The 18,511-nt window shown below is 31.4% G+C and carries 19 protein-coding genes; 14 read left to right on the forward strand and 5 right to left on the reverse strand.

The features are described from left to right. Position 1 precedes the first annotated feature (1 nt). Entirely contained in the window at positions 2 to 1,360 is a 1,359-nt protein-coding gene (locus ACP15M_RS06780) for an undecaprenyl-phosphate glucose phosphotransferase (protein ID WP_425076430.1), read from the forward strand. Here ACP15M_RS06780 and ACP15M_RS06785 read toward each other — a convergent pair. Then, a complete protein-coding gene (locus tag ACP15M_RS06785; RefSeq protein ID WP_425076431.1) occupies positions 1,357 to 2,517 on the reverse strand; it encodes a glycosyltransferase family 4 protein in 1,161 nt (386 codons plus the stop codon). The two genes, ACP15M_RS06780 and ACP15M_RS06785, sit on opposite strands and share 4 nt — an antisense overlap. Beyond that, positions 2,517 to 3,809 carry a phenylacetate--CoA ligase family protein gene (locus ACP15M_RS06790; protein ID WP_425076432.1) on the reverse strand — a complete coding sequence of 431 codons (1,293 nt, stop codon included), beginning with the start codon at positions 3,807 to 3,809 and terminating at the stop codon, positions 2,517 to 2,519. The genes ACP15M_RS06785 and ACP15M_RS06790 overlap by 1 nt, the downstream gene beginning before the upstream one ends. Before the next feature lie 111 nt (positions 3,810 to 3,920). Here ACP15M_RS06790 and purD point away from each other — a divergent pair, with 111 nt between their 5' ends. Next, a complete protein-coding gene (purD, locus tag ACP15M_RS06795) occupies positions 3,921 to 5,192 on the forward strand; it encodes a phosphoribosylamine--glycine ligase (RefSeq protein ID WP_425076433.1) in 1,272 nt (423 codons plus the stop codon). On the opposite strand, the gene ACP15M_RS06800 is transcribed toward purD, so the two are convergent. Next, complete coding sequence (locus ACP15M_RS06800; protein WP_425076434.1) at positions 5,187 to 5,414, reverse strand: DUF6341 family protein; 228 nt, start codon at positions 5,412 to 5,414, stop codon at positions 5,187 to 5,189. The genes purD and ACP15M_RS06800 overlap by 6 nt on opposite strands. A 125-nt stretch (positions 5,415 to 5,539) precedes the next feature. Between ACP15M_RS06800 and ACP15M_RS06805 the strand changes: the two genes are divergently transcribed. Then, positions 5,540 to 6,463, forward strand: coding sequence for a DUF6427 family protein (locus ACP15M_RS06805; protein ID WP_425076435.1), 924 nt, complete (start codon positions 5,540 to 5,542; stop codon positions 6,461 to 6,463). On the opposite strand, the gene upp is transcribed toward ACP15M_RS06805, so the two are convergent. Beyond that, positions 6,452 to 7,111, reverse strand: a complete 660-nt coding sequence (gene upp / locus ACP15M_RS06810) for a uracil phosphoribosyltransferase (protein WP_425076436.1) — start codon at positions 7,109 to 7,111, stop codon at positions 6,452 to 6,454. The two genes, ACP15M_RS06805 and upp, sit on opposite strands and share 12 nt — an antisense overlap. A gap of 69 nt (positions 7,112 to 7,180) precedes the next feature. On the opposite strand from upp, the gene ACP15M_RS06815 reads away from it, so the two are divergent. Together ACP15M_RS06815 and ACP15M_RS06820 are read left to right on the forward strand one after the other, a co-directional pair. Then, complete coding sequence (locus tag ACP15M_RS06815) at positions 7,181 to 7,789, forward strand: DUF4254 domain-containing protein (RefSeq protein WP_425076437.1); 609 nt, start codon at positions 7,181 to 7,183, stop codon at positions 7,787 to 7,789. A 99-nt stretch (positions 7,790 to 7,888) separates the two neighbouring features. Next, on the forward strand, positions 7,889 to 8,911 hold the full coding sequence (locus ACP15M_RS06820) for a glycosyltransferase family 9 protein (protein WP_425076438.1): 1,023 nt from the start codon (positions 7,889 to 7,891) through the stop codon (positions 8,909 to 8,911). A 203-nt stretch (positions 8,912 to 9,114) separates the two neighbouring features. On the opposite strand, the gene ACP15M_RS06825 is transcribed toward ACP15M_RS06820, so the two are convergent. Continuing rightward, complete coding sequence (locus tag ACP15M_RS06825) at positions 9,115 to 10,170, reverse strand: 2Fe-2S iron-sulfur cluster-binding protein (RefSeq protein WP_425076439.1); 1,056 nt, start codon at positions 10,168 to 10,170, stop codon at positions 9,115 to 9,117. A 152-nt stretch (positions 10,171 to 10,322) separates the two neighbouring features. Here ACP15M_RS06825 and ACP15M_RS06830 point away from each other — a divergent pair, with 152 nt between their 5' ends. The 9 genes from ACP15M_RS06830 to atpB all read left to right on the forward strand — a co-directional run bounded on the left by ACP15M_RS06830 (position 10,323) and on the right by atpB (position 18,503). Beyond that, positions 10,323 to 10,661 (forward strand): PadR family transcriptional regulator, encoded by a 339-nt coding sequence (locus ACP15M_RS06830; protein ID WP_425076440.1) that lies wholly within the window; start codon positions 10,323 to 10,325, stop codon positions 10,659 to 10,661. Then, positions 10,661 to 11,317: a hypothetical protein gene (locus ACP15M_RS06835; RefSeq protein WP_425076441.1), complete on the forward strand. Its 657-nt coding sequence runs from the start codon at positions 10,661 to 10,663 to the stop codon at positions 11,315 to 11,317. Before ACP15M_RS06830 ends, ACP15M_RS06835 begins: the two co-directional genes overlap by 1 nt. A 73-nt stretch (positions 11,318 to 11,390) precedes the next feature. Continuing rightward, positions 11,391 to 12,863, forward strand: a complete 1,473-nt coding sequence (locus ACP15M_RS06840) for a DUF5687 family protein (protein ID WP_425076442.1) — start codon at positions 11,391 to 11,393, stop codon at positions 12,861 to 12,863. Between the two features lie 25 nt (positions 12,864 to 12,888). Continuing rightward, entirely contained in the window at positions 12,889 to 13,596 is a 708-nt protein-coding gene (locus tag ACP15M_RS06845; RefSeq protein WP_425076443.1) for an ABC transporter ATP-binding protein, read from the forward strand. Positions 13,597 to 13,718: 122 nt separating this feature from the next. Beyond that, positions 13,719 to 16,268 carry a tetratricopeptide repeat protein gene (locus ACP15M_RS06850; RefSeq protein ID WP_425076444.1) on the forward strand — a complete coding sequence of 850 codons (2,550 nt, stop codon included), beginning with the start codon at positions 13,719 to 13,721 and terminating at the stop codon, positions 16,266 to 16,268. 11 nt (positions 16,269 to 16,279) lie between these two features. Continuing rightward, a complete protein-coding gene (locus ACP15M_RS06855) occupies positions 16,280 to 16,717 on the forward strand; it encodes a bactofilin family protein (protein WP_425076445.1) in 438 nt (145 codons plus the stop codon). Continuing rightward, positions 16,659 to 16,934, forward strand: coding sequence for an AtpZ/AtpI family protein (locus ACP15M_RS06860; RefSeq protein ID WP_425076446.1), 276 nt, complete (start codon positions 16,659 to 16,661; stop codon positions 16,932 to 16,934). Before ACP15M_RS06855 ends, ACP15M_RS06860 begins: the two co-directional genes overlap by 59 nt. Next, complete coding sequence (locus ACP15M_RS06865) at positions 16,931 to 17,329, forward strand: DUF6168 family protein (protein ID WP_425076447.1); 399 nt, start codon at positions 16,931 to 16,933, stop codon at positions 17,327 to 17,329. Before ACP15M_RS06860 ends, ACP15M_RS06865 begins: the two co-directional genes overlap by 4 nt. Before the next feature lie 100 nt (positions 17,330 to 17,429). Continuing rightward, the gene (gene atpB, locus ACP15M_RS06870; RefSeq protein WP_425076448.1) at positions 17,430 to 18,503 is read left to right on the forward strand and encodes a F0F1 ATP synthase subunit A; all 1,074 of its coding nucleotides are present in this window, start codon (positions 17,430 to 17,432) and stop codon (positions 18,501 to 18,503) included. Positions 18,504 to 18,511: the final 8 nt, after the last annotated feature.

Below are 18,511 nucleotides of genomic sequence, written 5' to 3' on the forward strand. Positions count from 1 at the left end.
GTTGAGCTTATTTAAACAAGGAAGATATTCAGGGTATTTAAGACCAATTTCGTACTTAATTGATTTAAGTATTATTAATGGACTGGCAATCTTATATTTTTTTGTAGATATAGAGCCTAAAACCTTTATTGTTTTTGTATCTGTATCTTGGATTGTTTTGTCTATCTCTTCAAGGTTTTATGAAGTGTATAGATACACAAGAGAAGTTACTATTTTTGCCTTATCGCTAAGACAAATGGTACTTTTTACCTTAATAATTTTTGCGTTTGTTGGTTTTTATCACAATTTAAGTATCTATCCAATAACAGTTTTTAAATATGTTTTAATTAGTTTTTTACTAATTATTTCATTCAAATTTGCATTGTATTATCTACTTCAAAAGTATAGAATGTCTTTGGGTGGAAATTATAGAAAAACTGTCATTTTTGGTGCAAATAAAAAAACGTTAGCTTTAGAAAACTTTTTTACTCAAAATCCAGAATATGGATATATTCATAAAAAAACATTCGATTTTAAAGATCGCAAAAAGACAGATTTAGAAAAATGTTTTCAATATATAAAAGATGAAGCTATAGATGAGATTTACTGTTCAATCTCTGAACTTTCTAACAGTCAAATTAATGATATTGCAGATTTTGCCGATAACAACTTAAAAATATTAAAATTCTTACCAGATAATAAAGAGATATATTCTAAGAAATTAAAATATGAGTATTATGATTATATACCAATTTTAACGTTAAGAGATATTCCTTTAGAAGAACCGCTTAATACAGTTATAAAGCGAGTTTTTGATATTGTCTTTTCAAGTTTAGTAATTATTTTTTTATTGTCATGGCTAACTCCTTTAATAGCAATTTTAATTAAACTAGAATCTAAAGGACCTGTGTTTTTCAAACAGTCTAGAAATGGGTTTAATTACAAGGAATTTGACTGTTATAAATTTAGATCGATGACTCCTAATAAAGATGCTCACTTGTACCAAGCGACTAGAGGAGACCAAAGAGTAACTAAAATAGGTCGTTTTATTAGAAAAACAAGTATAGATGAGTTGCCTCAATTTTTCAATGTGCTTTTTGGAGATATGTCTGTGGTTGGTCCACGTCCACATATGGTAAGTCATACAGACATGTATGCTAAAAAAATAGATAAATTTATGGTAAGGCACTTTGTTAAACCTGGCATTACTGGATTAGCCCAAATTAGTGGTTTTAGAGGCGAAGTAGAAACTGATAAAGATATTATTGGACGTGTAAAATATGATATTTTTTATATCGAAAACTGGTCTTTACTCTTAGATCTTAAGATTATCACAAAAACATTTGTAAACGCAATTAAAGGTGAAGATAAAGCCTACTAGAGTTGTTCTTTTAACTGTGTTAATTGTGATTTGAAGTCAAATTCTATTTGGCCTTTTTTCATAATCTCTTGACGTTTTTTTAGATCTATCATTTTAGGTGTTATTGAAGCAATAACCGTATTAAGCTCACTGTAATTTCCAGCTTCAGCAATCCAACCAAGCTCGTATGTGTTTATCACATGTTCTCCTTCTCCTCCTCCAAAATATAACATAGGCAATCCAAGTTTAGCATACTCAAAAATTTTAGAAGGCACAGAACCATAAACACGTTTCAATAAAGGTATAATAGTGATGTCATATTGTAAAAGAACATTGTGCAGCTCATTTCTAGATACTTGACCATGATATATGATAGGTAATTCAGGATGACTTGAGAGATATGCTTCAATTTTTGATTGTTCGGCTCCAGAACCATAAATATGAAACTCAATGTTTTCGTAGTTTAATTCTTGACACAATTTGTAAATGCCTTGAGCAATACCAAGCAATCCTGCATAAACGATTTTTAACTTCCCTTCAGAGGGTTTGTAATTCAATTCTGGACTTTCAAATTCAGGATAATTACGATATAAAAAAGTGCTTTTGTTTGGATAAATAGATGTTATATGTGTTAATATTTCTTCACTTTGTCCTAATACTAAATTAGCTCGTTTATAATTAAAATGTTCTATGCGTTCTAACATTTTATAACTAAATCCTTTTTTAAAAGCACCTAATTCTAAACCAGCTATTGGCCAAAGGTCACTCACATTTAAAATAAGGTGACGCTTTTTAGATTTAAGACACAACATACATGTAAAAGCAACAAGTAAAGGTGGCGATTGTACGATTACTGTTTTTGGGATTTTATGCCATATAAAAAACCAAGCCAGGCTAAAACTATAAGATAACATCGCTATTAATCGTAATAGTTTGTTTTTTGAATTGCTCGCATAGATCCAAAGTCTATGTACTAAAACGCCGTTTTCTAATGAGCTGTGTTTAAATTTACCTTTGTAATCTTTAAAGATTTCTCCAGTAGGATAATTTGGTAAAGGTGTTAATACCGAAACATTAAAATCATGTGATTTAAGACCTTCAGCTAAATGAAAAATTCTATTAGAAGCTGCTCCAGTTTCAGGAGGAAAATAACTTGTTATAATAAGAACGTCTTTCATTAAGAATTTTGTTTAACCTTTGATGTAAACTGTTTTAGTTTTCCACTTTTTGAGCGTTGCAATTCTTTTTCTCTTTGAAAAATGATTTCAATTCCAGATTCTAAATAGCGCTCCATTTCTTTGGTAATAAGAGAAACCTTTTCTTTTGACAATTCATCATCACTAGAATAAATGATTTTAAATGTGTCTTGTTTTAATTGCTCGATAATAAACTCTTTAACGTTGCCATCATCTTCAATAAGTGTTTTAGTAATGTAATAAAAGGTTAAGCCAGCTGCTTTTTTTCCGCTTGGTAAGATCGCAATATCATTCGTTCTACCGATTAGTTTTTCAAGAACAGGTGTTTTACTTGTACTAGCTTTTGAAAGCATTCCAATATCACCAATATCATAACGAATAAAGGGATGCGCTTTATTGTATAAAGACGTTACGATAACACGACCTTCTTCTCCATAAGGTAAGGGTTTGTTGTTTTGGTCTAAAATTTCAACAAATAAAGTCTCACTATTTACTTGCCATTCACCTCTCTTGTTTTGAAACGCAATGAGATCAAGCTCTGAAGCTCCATATTCATTTATTACTGCAACTCCTAATTGTTTTTCAAGCAATGCTTTATCATCGTCAAATAGCATTTCTGAAGTAACAATACACGCATTTAAAGACGAGCAAACTTCTTTTAAAACAATATCTTTCCGTTGTAAAAATTTAGCAAACTGAACAATAGCACTTGTGTAACCATTAATGTAATCAAACGAAGTGGTTTTAAATTTTATAAGTAGTTTTTCAAATGCAGTATCACTTAAATCAAATACAGAAAACCGCAAACGATTACTCAAAACATCTTTAAAGCGCTCTTTATAATAGCCTTTTTTATCTAACGGAATCCCATAAAAACGCGCTTGTTTTGAGTGATTAAAATCTAAATTAAACCAATGAAATCGATCTTGAATAACAGCCCAAGTTAAAGCATGACAAAATTTATCTTTAGCAAAAATAAAAGGATCACCAGACGAGCCAGAGGTTTTATTAACATATACATTAGATGTTGTGTAGCCATCAGATAAACGAAGCTCGAGTGGTTGTTGTAAATGAGATTTAGTCATAATTGGCACAGTGTCCCAATCTCCTAATTGTATGGCAGAACCATGTGATTTGTAAAACGACGAATGTTGTAAATGATGCTTAACAATGTTTGTTCTTTGATCTTTTATATAACTCTCAAAATCTGTCTCAGATTTGCCTTGAATTTTTGACAAAGCAAGTTTAGCCTTATCAATTGGAAAGCCATTCATTTTTAGAGTTAAATCAAATAATCGCAAGATTTTTAAATACAATTAAGGTTTGTGTAAAATAATTGTTTTTTCAAGTCAAAACCAATTATTTTTGTGCAAACAATTCATTACATGAACATTTTAATTCTTGGTTCTGGCGGAAGAGAGCATACTTTCGCTTGGAAAATTGCTCAAAGCCCTTTGTGTAACTCACTTTACGTAGCTCCTGGAAACTCGGGAACTCTTGAGGTTGCTAAAAATTTAGAGATTAAAGTTACAGATTTTGAAACTATTAAATCTGCAGTTATAGAGCATCAAATAGAAATGATTGTAGTAGGACCAGAAGATCCTTTAGTACAAGGCATTCATGATTTCTTTATTAATGATGACCAACTTAAAGATGTGGCTGTAATTGGTCCGCAAAAAGCTGCTGCTGAATTAGAAGGTAGTAAAGAGTTTGCTAAAGAGTTTTTATATAGACATAATATTCCTACAGCTGCTTATCAAAGTTTTAATGCTTCAAACGTTGAAGAAGGCTATGCGTTTTTAGAAACCTTAAACCCTCCTTATGTTTTAAAAGCCGATGGACTAGCAGCAGGTAAAGGTGTTTTAATTTTGAATGATTTAAACGAAGCAAAATCTGAACTAAAAAACATGCTACTTGATGCTAAATTTGGCACAGCAAGTTCTAAAGTTGTGATTGAAGAATTTTTAGATGGTATTGAGTTGAGTTGCTTTGTGCTAACCGATGGGAAAAGTTATAAAATACTTCCAACAGCAAAAGATTACAAACGAATTGGTGAAGGTGATACAGGTTTAAATACAGGAGGAATGGGAGCAATATCTCCTGTACCTTTTGCTACGGAAACATTTTTAAATAAAATTGAAGAACGTATTGTTAAACCTACAATTAACGGATTACAAAAAGACAATTTGCCTTATAAAGGATTTGTATTTATTGGTTTGATTAAAGTAGGAGATGAGCCCAAAGTAATAGAGTATAATGTAAGAATGGGAGATCCAGAAACCGAAGTTGTATTGCCAAGACTTAAAACAGATTTAGTTGAGATTTTTAAAGCAATTTCTGAAGAACGACTTCATGAGATCGATTTAGAAATAGACCAAAGAGCTGCTACAACAGTCATGTTAGTATCTGGTGGCTATCCTGAAGCTTACGAAAAAGGGAAAGAAATTTCTGGTTTAGATGCTGTAAAAGATTCATTGGTGTTTCACGCAGGTGCAACCTTAAAAAATGACAAGGTTGTTACGTCTGGAGGTCGAGTTATGGCAATGACATCTTATGGGAATACTTATGAAGAAGCCATAAAAAAATCTTATCAAAATATAAATGAATTACATTTTGATAAGATGTATTATCGCAAGGATATTGGTTTCGATTTATAAGTAAGAGTGTGATGTAATACTCTTATCTTCTTCTCCTTTAGCATTGTATTTTTTCAACTCAAGCATCCAATACGTAAAGGCTACAAAACCTATAACAATAAATAACCATGAGATGAAATTTGCAGTCCACCAATCTTCAAGTTCAAGTACTCTTAAAGCATCAAATGGAGCAAATAATATGTTTACAAACAAATCCTGTATAGCGTAAAAAAAATCTTTCATGAGTCTAAAATTTATACTGTTGTAGGTTTAAATTATATATTTACAGTGCAAAATTACATTTTTTCAACTTAAAATTGAAATAAACCCGAACAATAGTGTTTACTTTTTACGTTTTAGCTTAATTAATGATATCTAATTTTTTTAGCCAGTCTAAACCCATAAACTTTGTAGCAGTAAGTGTATTTCTTCTTATCATTTTTGCTATCACTAAGTATATGGCACTTGACACTCAAAGTGATACACTTTTAATTGTCAAACAAGTTCTCCTGTTTGGGATTTGCTTGTTTTCGATTTTTGTATTTGACTTTCTTGTAAATAAAAACAACCTTACTAAAAATAACAGCTACAAAATTTTATTATATGTTCTTTTTATTGCTGTTTTACCCGAAGTACTTCTGAATTCTAAAATACTTCTTGCTAATTTATTTATTCTTTTAGCTTTAAGACGCATTATTAGTCTTAGGTCCAAAAAGGATATAAAAAAGAAACTCTTTGACGCAGCATTTTGGATAACCATTGCGTCTTTGCTATACTTTTGGGCTATATTATTTTACATATTGATTGTAGCTGCTCTAATTGTATTTATTATTACTGATATAAAGAATTGGGTTATTCCAATTATAGGAATTGCAACCGTTGCCATTATTGCAGTTTCTTATATGATTATTACAAATATTGAGATTTATGATTTTTTTGATAAACTCATAGACCTAAGTTTTGATTTTAGTTCATTGAATTCTAAACGAATTATTATAGGCGCTACAGTTTTATTATCCTTTGGAGCTTGGTCGCTTTTTTATTATATCAAAAATCTTAAATCAAAAACCAAGAGTTCTCGACCTTCATTTTCTTTAATAGTAATTGCAGCAGTCCTTAGTTTAGCAATAATAATCGTATCTCCTAATAAAAGTGGAAGTGAATTTATTTTTCTTTTTGCACCATTAGCAATAATAATGACGAATTATTTAGAGGTCGTTTCAGAAAAATGGTTTAAAGAAAGTTTACTTTGGGTATTAATTTTAACACCAATTATTACTTTATTGTTGTAGTTTTTTTCCAAATGCCAAATCGCCTGCATCTCCCAAACCAGGAATAATATAACCTTTGTCGTTTAATTGTTCATCTACAGCTGCAATCCATAAATGCGAATCGCTATCAAAATGCGAGTTTACAAAATCAACACCAGCTTGAGCACCAATAACACTAATGAGATGAATGTCTTTAGGAGTTCCAAAAGGTTTTAAGGCTTCAAAAGTAGCAACCATCGATTGTCCTGTGGCGAGCATAGGATCTGCAAGAATAAGTGTTTTTCCATTTAAATCTGGACAAGCCAAATATTCAACCACAATTTCAAAAGTTTCAGGATTATGCTTGTGATGTCTATATGCCGAAATAAACGCGTTTTCAGCATCATCAAAATAATTTAATAATCCGTTATGCAATGGCACACCAGCTCTTAAAATAGAACACAACACAATATCATTTTGATAGATATGACTGACTTTTTCACCTAAAGGAGTTTGAATGAGTTTAGATTTAAACTCTAAAGTTTTACTCATTTCATAACCTAAAACTTCACCAATACGTTCAATATTTCTTCTAAAACGCATTCGGTCTTGCTGAATGTTAGTATCTCTAATTTCAGCCATAAAAGAATTTAAAATTGAATTGTTTTTAGTTAGATTATGAATGTGCATAGTATGTCGTGTTTTAAAGAAGATAAAGTTAATAATAACTTCTATATTTGCACTTTAAATTTACACATTATGTTTTCAGAAAAGGCTAATAAAATATTTCAAGATGTTATTGAAAAATATCACATCATTAACACTGTAGATCAACCGTTTACTAACGTATATGATAAAGACTCGAATTTATTGGAGCATTTATTATACAGAAAATGTTGGATAGATACTGTGCAATGGCATTATGAAGATATAATTCGTGATCCGCAAATTGATCCTGTTGCTGCCTTAAAGTTGAAACGTCAAATCGATGCTTCTAACCAAGATCGAACAGATATGGTTGAGTTTATTGATAGTTATTTTTTGGATAAATATAAAGATGTCACTGCAAAACCAGATGCTACAATTAATACCGAAAGTCCTGCTTGGGGAATTGACAGACTATCAATTTTAGCACTTAAAATCTATCACATGAATGAAGAAGCTACTCGAACAGACGCTTCAGATGCTCATCGTGCTGCTTGTCAGAAAAAACTAGATGTTTTGCTTGAACAACGTGTCGATTTATCAACTGCTATTGATACACTTTTAGATGATATTAGTAAAGGTGATAAGTATATGAAAGTATACAAGCAAATGAAAATGTACAACGACGACGAACTGAACCCAGTGTTGCGTTCTCAAAAATAAACTCAGATTGTCATTCTGAACATTCCAACACGTGTTGGAGTTGAAGAATCTCACTTTAAAGATATTTCGACTGCGCTCAAGATGACATGATAATTCATTATGTCAAAACCATTAACACATATCCTAGTCATTCGTTTCTCTGCAATGGGAGATGTTGCTATGACTGTTCCTGTGTTAAGAGCGTTTACTGAGCAATATCCAAATATTAAACTTACAATAGTTACAAAAGCAGCTTTTAAACCTTTATTTAGAGATGTGACCAATGCTTCAGTTATTGGAGCAGACTTAAAAGGAAAGCATAAAGGAATTTTCGGATTGTATGCATTATCGACATTGCTTAAAAAAACAAATTTTGATTGTGTTGCAGATTTACACAATGTCTTAAGAACTAAGATACTGAAGTTCTTTTTCTTCGGAAAAAAAGTCGTTCAAATTGATAAAGGACGAGCTGAAAAAAAAGCCTTGGTTTCTGGTGAAAAATTTGAACCCTTAAAATCTACACATCAACGTTATGCAGATGTTTTTGAAGCATTAGGTTGTCCTGTTAATTTGTCTAATCCTGTATTTTTGAAACCAGCGACTTTAAGTCAAAAACCGTTACATTTTTTAAAATCAGAAGCAACACCAATGATTGGTATTGCTCCTTTTGCAGCATTTAAAGGAAAAATGTATCCATTGTCACAAATGGAAGTTGTTATTGAAGCCCTTTCAAAAGATTATACCATCCTTTTGTTTGGAGCTCGTGGAAACGAAGCAAATCAGTTAGAAAACATTGCATCAAAAAATAATCAGGTCATTAATCTTTCAGGTAAATTAAGTCTTGATGATGAATTAGATGTTATTTCTAATTTAAAACTAATGATTTCTATGGATTCTGGTAATGCGCATTTGGCTGCTATGCAAGGCGTAAAGGTACTAACAGTTTGGGGAGTTACACATCCTTTTGCAGGATTTTATCCGTTTCATCAAGATGAAAATAATGCGGTTTTAGCAGACAGAAGTAAATTTCCAAAAATACCAACTTCGGTGTATGGCAATTCATTTCCAGAAGGATATGATGAGGTGTTTCGTTCTATTTCTCCAGAACTTATTATCGATAAAGCCAAAACAATTCTGAAATAAAAAAGCCTCACTCAAAAGAGTAAGGCTCTAATTAAGAGCCGTTAGATAATCCCAAATGAAAATAGCATCTTAATTGATTGCTAATGTATTTTGTTTAAATTTTAGCATCAAATTATTGTAGGAATAACTTTTAATTATTCGACAAAGCGTCAGGTATTTGGGTTTAAAAGTAAATTTATCAGACGAAAATCACTTTTTAAGCTTTACACATCATCATAATCTACCGTGATTTTTTCAGTAGTTGGTTGTGCCTGACAGGTTAAAATTAAGCCTTCAGCCAATTCGCCATCTGTTAAAATATTATTTTGTCGCATAGTTGCTTCTCCTTCTGTAACTCTAGCTATACAACTGCTGCAAATTCCACCTTGACAAGAATAAGGCGCATCAATATCTTTATCTAATGCAGCTTCCAAAATGGTTTGTTTTTGCGGCATTTCAAAAGTTGTGGTCTCATCGTCTAAAAGTACAGTCACTTCGGTAAAACCACTAGCAATATTAGCCGTTGGAATGGCTTCAGGTTTTGAGGCTTTAAACAATTCATAAAAAATAGTATTGTTATCAATATTGTGTTCTTCTAAAACATCTTTAACGGTATGAATCATGCCTTCTGGTCCGCAAAGGTAGAAAGCATCAATGTCAAGATGTTTGTATTTATTTTTTACCACTAGATTCACAGTGCTTTTTTCAATTCTACCAAAAACAGCGTCGTTCTCTTGAGATTGGCTAAACACAAACTGAATGGATAATCGGTCACTATATTGATGTTGTAATTGTAACAACTCATCTAAAAACATCGTGTCTTTTGTGGTTTTGTTTCCATAGACTAAGACAACATGACTTTGCACTTCTTCTTCTAAAGCACATTTTACAATACTTAACACAGGAGTAATTCCGCTTCCAGCAGCAAAGGCAGCAATGTGTTTGGTTTTAGAGTCGTTTGGTTCAAAAATAAAACGACCATTTGGTGTAGCAACCTCTAAAATGTCACCAACCTTAAGTTGTTGGTTTGCATAAGATGAAAAAGTACCATCCTTAACTTCTTTAATAGCCACTTTAAGTTCGCCACTTTTTGGAGACGAACACAAGGAGTAATCACGTCTAACTTCATTACCATTAACTGTTGTTTTTAAGGTAATGTATTGTCCAGCTTTAAAAGAAAAAGCAGATTTTAAATGTTCTGGAACATCGAAACTAATGGCTACAGATTTGTCTGTAATTCGATCGATATGTTTTATGGCTAAGGAATGAAATTGTGACATAGTTATGTTATCAAATTAAAAATTATAACCTATTTATAACAGCTTATTAATAGGACTTCAAAAATAAGAACAGTGAATGGATAAGACTAAACATTTTATAAAATTTAATACCTAAAAAATATATGCATAAGAATATTATGTATATTTGAAATATGGCAAATACAAAACTTTATAAAGGTAGTTTGACTACAATAATATTGAAGCTTTTGCAAGAGCGTGATAAAATGTATGGTTATGAAATCACTCAAAAAGTAAAAGAACTCACAAAGGGCGAATTGAATATTACCGAAGGCGCTTTGTATCCTGCTTTACATAAATTGGAAGCTGAAGGGTTTCTTGATGTCGAACTTAAACGAGTTGATAACCGTTTGCGTAAGTATTACAAACTTACCGATGAAGGACAAAAAGAAACAACTCATAAATTAATTGAACTCCAAGACTATATTAAAACAATGCAAGCATTAGTTAACCTAAAGCCTCGTTTTGAATAATGGAAAAACTCACTAAAGAACAAATTCAGTTTATTGAAAATTATTTAGAACATTCAGATGTGTATTATGCAGACATTAGAATGGAAATGACAGATCATGTGGCTTCAGCTATTGAAGCAAAAATGAAACATGAAAACACGAATGATTTCTATACTATTTTTAAAAACTACATGGTTAAAAATAAAGCCAACTTATTAGAGAATAATAAAAAATTTATAAGAGACGTAGATAAATCTATTTTTAAACGTTTGGTTAAGCTTCTTTTAAAACCTCAAAATATAATGCTTTTTATAATATTACTTGTTTTAGGCTATCAATTCTTTCCTTCAATTGATCGTCAACAATTACTTGTTATTGGTTCTTGGTTTCCTTTGTTTTCTATAGTTCCATTTTTGGTTGTTTATTTTGGTTCACTTAGAGCATTTAAAATCTCTAGATTTTCTGGTATAGAACGTATAGCGTTTGTTTATATGATAGTTTTTCAGATGTTAAACTTGACAAGAACAATATTTAAAAGTCAGCTAGAATCTGATCATACAAATTATTGGGTTATTATAGTTTTGGTAGCGACTATAATTACAGTTTCTGTGGTGTTATTGCAATTAACTTTTCATATCATAAACGACTACAGAAAACAGTATAAACGCTTGGCCTAATACTAAGCAGTAGAAACATAATGTGTAACAAAATGAAATTTTAGAATACTAATCTATCAAATTAACCATTACCATGATTAAACATTTTATTCGCTTAGAGTGGAAACAATTTTTTAGAGCGTCGTATTTTCAAAAAGGAATAGCCATTAAAATCTTATTAGTTCTTGCAGCTCTATATTTTGGAGGTGCAGCTCTTATGCTTGGCGTAGGCTTATTTTTTATTGCTAAAAAGGCTATTCCTGAAGTAGATCCTATTGAAACTGTAAACAACTTTATTATTTATTGGTTTTTGTTTGAAATGGTCTTTAGGTTTTTTATGCAGCAATTACCTGTAATGAATGTGAAGCCTTTAATGACCATTCCTATCAAACGAAACACAGTGATTCATTATTTACTAGGAAAAACAAGCCTTTCGTTTTTTAATTTCTTAGCCATTTTTCTCTTTTTGCCATTTTGTATTGTGCTTTTGGTGAAAGGTTATGCTGTTGTTAATGTATTGTGTTGGTTTTTATCTATCGTGTTTTTAACACTATCGGTAAATTATCTCAATTTTTTAATCAATAAGAACAATACGATTTTTTACATCATTACCACTTTGCTTTTCGGATTTATAGGATTAGAATACTATGGCATTTTTGCTATTTCAAAACCAATTGGGATTGCTTTTAATGCATTGTATAATCAACCTTATTTAATGATTATTCCTTTGTTGTTAGTTGTTGGATTGTATTATGCCAACTTTATTTACATTAGAAAAGGGTTCTATTTAGATGATGCGGTTTCTAAAAAAATAAAAGAAGTGAATGCAACCGATTTATCTTGGATGGATCGCTTTGGAAGTGTTGCACCTTTCTTAAAAAATGACATCAAACTCATTTGGCGAAACGCGAGACCAAAACAAGTATTGATGATGTCGTTTTTATTCTTGTTTTATGGCTTGATTTTTTACACACAAGATGCTTATAAAGACATGCCTGCATTTTTAGCTTTTGCATCTATGTTTGTAACAGGTGGTTTTTTAATGAGTTTTGGTCAATTAGTGCCATCTTGGGATAGCGAATATTATAAATTACTAATGAGTCAAAACATTCCTTACAGACAATATTTAGAATCTAAATGGTATCTTATGGTATTTGCAGTTATACTTTCATTTATATTAAGTATTCCATATTTGTATTTTGGTTGGGATATCTTCGGAATGATTGCTGCTGGAGCTTTATTTAATGTTGGACTAAATTCATTTATCACCTTGTTTGGAGGTGCACTAAATCGCGTTCCAATTGAATTGAACGTAAAAGCAAAAGCCTTTAGTAATACCAACGGATTTAATCCAACACAAATGCTAATTGCAATGCCTAAAATTTTGTTGCCAATGCTATTATTTTATGTTCCTTATAAGCTCATTAATTTTGAAGCAGGTTTAATTGCCATTGCTTTAAGTGGTGTTTTAGGAATCGTATTTAAAAATCAAATTTTCAGCTATATCGAAAGCATCTACCAAAAAGGGAAGTACAAAACCATTGCAGCTTTTGCCGAAAAACCTTAATTAAAATTTAACCATTACAATCATCATGATCACAACATCTAACCTTTCAAAAGCATATAACGACATTACTGTACTAAATATAGAAAACCTAGATATTCCCAAAGGTCAAAGCTTCGGTTTAGTAGGTAATAATGGCGCAGGAAAAACGACATATTTTAGTTTATTATTAGATCTAATCCAACCAACAACAGGACATATTAAAAACAATAATGTTTTGGTTCATGAAAGTGAAGATTGGAAGCCATTTACCTCGTCTTTTATTGATGAGAGTTTTTTAATAGGTTACCTTACTGCTGAAGAATATTTTTATTTTATTGGTGAACTTCGCGGACAAAATAAAGCAGATGTTGATGCCTTAGTCGCTCAGTTTTCAGATTTTTTCCATGGTGAAATTTTAAATCAGAAAAAGTACTTACGCGATTTAAGTAAAGGAAATCAAAAAAAGGCAGGAATTGTAGCTGCACTTATTGGTAATCCTGAAGTTATTATTTTAGACGAACCCTTTGCTAACTTAGATCCAACAACTCAAATTAGACTTAAAGCTATTATAAAGAACTTAGCCGAAAAGCAAGGTGTTACAATATTGATTTCTAGTCATGATTTGCTTCATGTTACAGATGTTTGCGAACGTATTGTGGTTTTAGAAAAAGGACAAGTAGTAAAAGATTTGGCAACAAGTGCAGCTACTTTAAAAGAATTAGAAGCACATTTTGCAGGTTCTGAGCTAGTTTAAGCCAAAACGCATCATCTAAAAAGCATGTATTTTTAGACGATAATTCAAAAAGATGCTTATTTTTACAGCATTACATAATATTTGTAGTCGTTTTTAGTTATACTTAACCAAATACAACCACGTTGAATACATCGTTTAAAATTATAATATCTATCTGTTTTGCAGTGCTTTTCGTAACGAGTTGTTCGCGAAAAAACAACACTATTATAAATAGAAATTTCCACGCTTTAGGAACTAAATACAACATTCTTTACAACGGTTATATCGCACTCGAAAAAGGTCGAGAAACAGTAGATAATGCTGCAACCGATAATTTTTGGGAACTACTTCCTGTAGAACGTATGCAAGTCTCTGAAGATGTTTTTTTTCCAGGCCAAGCTAGAAACCAAGATTTTGAACGTGCTGAAGAAAAAGCAATCAAAGCTGTTCAAAAGCATGGTATGAATATTAAGGGCAAAGAGTATAATCCGCAAATTGATGAAGCGTATTTACTTTTAGGAGAAGCACGTTATTTTGATCAACGATTTATTCCAGCTTTAGAAGCCTTCAATTATATTTTATACAAATATCCTGCAAGCGATAAAATTAATACGGCTAAAGTTTGGAGAGAGAAAACAAACATTCGCTTAGAAAACAACGAACTAGCACTTAAAAACTTAAAACGTCTTTTAGACCAAGAAGAATTAGAAGACCAAGATTTAGCTGATGCAACAGCTATGATGGCACAAGCTTATATCAACATTAAAGCAAAAGACAGTGCTTTGACACAATTAAAAGTAGCAGCCGAATTCACAAAAAGAAAACGAGAAGAAGCACGATATAATTTTATTATTGGTCAGTTATATAATGAGTTTGGGCATAAAGATAGTGCCAACTTAGTGTTCGATAAAATTATCGACATGCATCGCAAAATTCCAAGACCATTTTATGTGAATGCACATCTTGCGAAAGCCGCAAATTTTGATATGGAAAATGGCGATAAACTTGAGTTTGAGGAGTATTTAACAGACCTTGAAGAGAATCGTGAAAATCGTCCATACCTTGATAAAATTTACTATCGTATTGCAGAATATCACAGAGCTAATACTTCAGATTCATTAGCAATGGCCTACTACAACAAGTCATTGCGAACCAATACAGGAGACAAGCAATTAAGAGCGCTTGATTACGCAACACTTGGTGATATGAATTTTGACAATGCTAATTATAGGATTGCAGGTGCTTATTATGATAGTACAATGACCAATCAAAAATTAAATTCAAAACCGTATCGAATCATTAAAAAGAAGCGAGAAAATTTAGAAGATGTTATTCTTTACGAAGACATAGCTCAAGTTAACGATAGTATCTTAAACTTAGTAAGTTTGTCTGATGCAGATCGCTTAGCAATTTTTACAGAATACACAAATGATCTTAAGGCAGAAGCTGAAGCAGAAAAAGAAAGACAAGAAGCTGCCGAACGAAAAAACTCTGGATTGGCAACGATAGATAATAATAAAGTTGGAAAATCGCAAAGAGCAAACCCGAAAGCAAATAGCGGAAAACAGGAATTTTATTTTTATAATCAAACTACAAAATCGTTTGGAAAAAACGAATTTGTAAAAATTTGGGGAGATCGAGAGCTTAGAGATAATTGGAGACTTTCAAGTAAGTCTATTAACAAAGCTAAAAATTTACAATCTGGAGAAGTTGATGATTCAGCTTCAGATGAAGAGATGTTTAATCCAGAATTTTATATTTCTCAAATTCCTTCAGATCAAAAAGTCATTGACAGTATTAGTAAAGAGCGAAATTTCGCTTACTATCAATTGGGTTCTATCTACAAAGAAAAGTTTAAAGAATTTGAGTTGGCTCAAGACAAATTAGAAAAGCTATTATTGAGCAATCCTGAAGAGCGTTTAATATTGCCTTCAAAATATAACTTGTATAAAATTTATGTTGAATTAGGTCTAGATAGTAAGGCAGAAGCTATGAAAAACGACATTGTTTCTAACCATCCAGATTCTAGATATGCACAAATTTTATTGAACCCGTCTTCAGAATTTGCTAAAGATGAAAACAGTCCTGAAAGTATTTATGAAAACCTCTATGAGCAATTCAATAATCAAGACTACGCTGAAGTTATTTCTGCTGCAGAAGTAAACATCACTAAGTTTGAAGGCGATCCCATAGTTCCCAAATTCGAAATATTAAAAGCCTCTGCAAAAGGACGTTTATATGGTTTTGAAGCATACAAAGAAGGTGTAAATTATATTGCCTTAACTTATCCTAATTCTGAAGAAGGAAAACGAGCTGAAGAAATATTAAAAGATGTGATTCCTGTTTTAGCAAAGAAAGAATTTGTTGATGATAATGATGCGAAACATTTTAATGTTTTATATCCTTTTGAAGCTAATCAAACAGAAGAAATTAATGAATTTGTAAAAAAGCTGAATGAAGCAGTTTCAAAGGTAACCTACTTTGATTTAACAACATCAATTGATGTTTATGATGAGAACATTACTTTTGTAGTAGTTCACGGATTAAAAAGTGCTCAAGGTGCTTCGGGTTTTGCAGAAATACTTGAAGAAAATAAGCACAAAATTGTTCACGATTTTTATTCCATTTCTTCGCCTAACTACGAAATCGTACAGAGGCACAAAAATTTAAATGATTATTTAGCATCTCAATAAAACAAAACCCTATGTTTTCTTCAGATAAAAAAACAGGAAAAATGGCAACAGAAACAATTTCACAGCAAAACACTATTGCTAAAGGAACTACAATTACTGGTGATATTATTAGTGAAGGCGACTTTAGAATTGAAGGCTCTATTCAAGGCAATATAAAAACTCCAGGAAAAGTTGTTGTAGGTAAAACAGGAATTATAAACGGAACACTTAAAAGTGCTAATGCTGACATTGAAGGTAAATTTTCTGGCAAACTATTACTATCAGATACCTTATCTTTAAAATCGTCTGCTCATGTTGAAGGTGAAGTTATTGTTGGTAAATTGGCAGTTGAGCCTGGAGCAACATTTAATGCAACATGCTCTATGAAAGGCGCTATTAAAGAACTTAATAATGGCTCAAGAACAGGACAACAACCCACTATTCAAAAATCAACGCAAACTGGAGAATAACCAAAAAAAGGACAATCCACTTAAAAATGCTGCGATACTCTCTGGTGTAGCAATACAAATGGGAGCAACTATTTATTTGTTCGTGCTTTTAGGTAAATGGTTAGATGTTACTTATAACAATAATCAAAAACTTTTTATCATTATTTGCACCTTACTAGGTGTTACTCTATCCTTATATATTGTAATTAAACAACTTAACAAATTAAATAATAAATGATACACCCAATAGTTCGTTTTTTTGTTCTTTTAATAGGGATTTTAGGTGTGGTTTTTATAACACATTTAACATTGTTGTACTTTAATGAGTTACCGTTATTTGAAAACAAAATTTTAATGTGTTATTGGGTAAATGCACTTTTTGCGTTACTTGTAGTAGGGTTTTTATACAAATTCAGAAAAAAATTTAAAAGCCAATTGGGGTTTTTATTCATGGGTGGAAGTCTTTTAAAATTTGCTGTCTTTTTTTTAGTTTTTTACCCTTTTTTCAATACTGACGGTGAGTTGAGCAAACTTGAATTTATTACGTTTTTTGTACCATACACCGTGTCATTAATTCTTGAAACAATAACACTTTCTAAAATATTAAATAAACTTGATACAACTTTAGTATAGCAAAAAAACAATCAATTAAAATAAAGCAAAAAATAGTTTTTGTTTTTGGGATAAAAACATACCTTTGCAGCGATTTTTAGGCCACTATTAATTAAGTGATATGCAAAGAAAAAATTCGTTTAAAAAAATTAGTTTACTACTTCTGTTAGTGTCGTTTATGTCTTTTGCTAATGGAGACCAAAAAAATGAAACTGGAGGAATAAAGCAAGAGATTAAAGAATACATAGACCATCACTTATTAGATTCCTATGATTTTAGCTTATACTCTTACACTAATGAGAATGGAGAACATGTTTATATTGGCTTTCCATTACCAGTAATTTTATGGGATAATGGATTGCAGGTGTTTTCATCTTCAAAGTTTCATCATGGTGAAACAGTAGCCGAAGTAAACGGAAATTATTATAAGCTTTACCATAACAAAATATATAAAACCGATGCAGAAGGCACCATTAATTATGATGCCGAACATCACCCAACAAATGCTAAGCCGTTAGATTTTTCAATTACTAAAAACGTGTTTACCATTTTTGCTGTAAGTGTATTGATGTTTTTTATGTTTAGTCGTATGGCTAAAAAGTATAAAACTGGAGGCATGCCTAAAGGCTTTGGTCGTTTCTTAGAGCCAATTATATTATACATTAGAGATGACATTGCCATTCCTAACATTGGAAAAGCAAAATATAAAAGATACATGCCTTATCTGTTAACGGTATTTTTCTTTATCTGGATTATTAACCTATTAGGTTTAACACCATTAGGCGTTAATGTAACAAACAATATAGCTGTAACACTGGCACTAGCTTTAATCACTTATGTGCTAACAACATTTACAGCCAACAAAAACTATTGGAAGCATATTTTTTGGATGCCTGGTGTTCCTGTGCCAATGAAAATAATTTTAGCACCAATAGAATTATTAGGTACAATCATTAAACCATTCTCATTACTTATTCGTTTATATGCAAACATCACTGCAGGACATATAGTATTAATGAGCATCATTGGGTTAATGTTTATATTTAAAAACTGGTTAGGTAGTTCTCTATCGTTTGGACTTGCATTTGCATTGGCATTGTTAGAGCTATTAGTTGCCGCATTACAAGCATATATCTTTACAATGTTATCTGCTTTATATTTCGGTTCGGCTGTTGAAGAACACCACGACCACTAAAAATGAAT

The organism is Psychroserpens sp. S379A (assembly GCF_049800755.1).
GTDB lineage: Bacteria > Bacteroidota > Bacteroidia > Flavobacteriales > Flavobacteriaceae > Psychroserpens.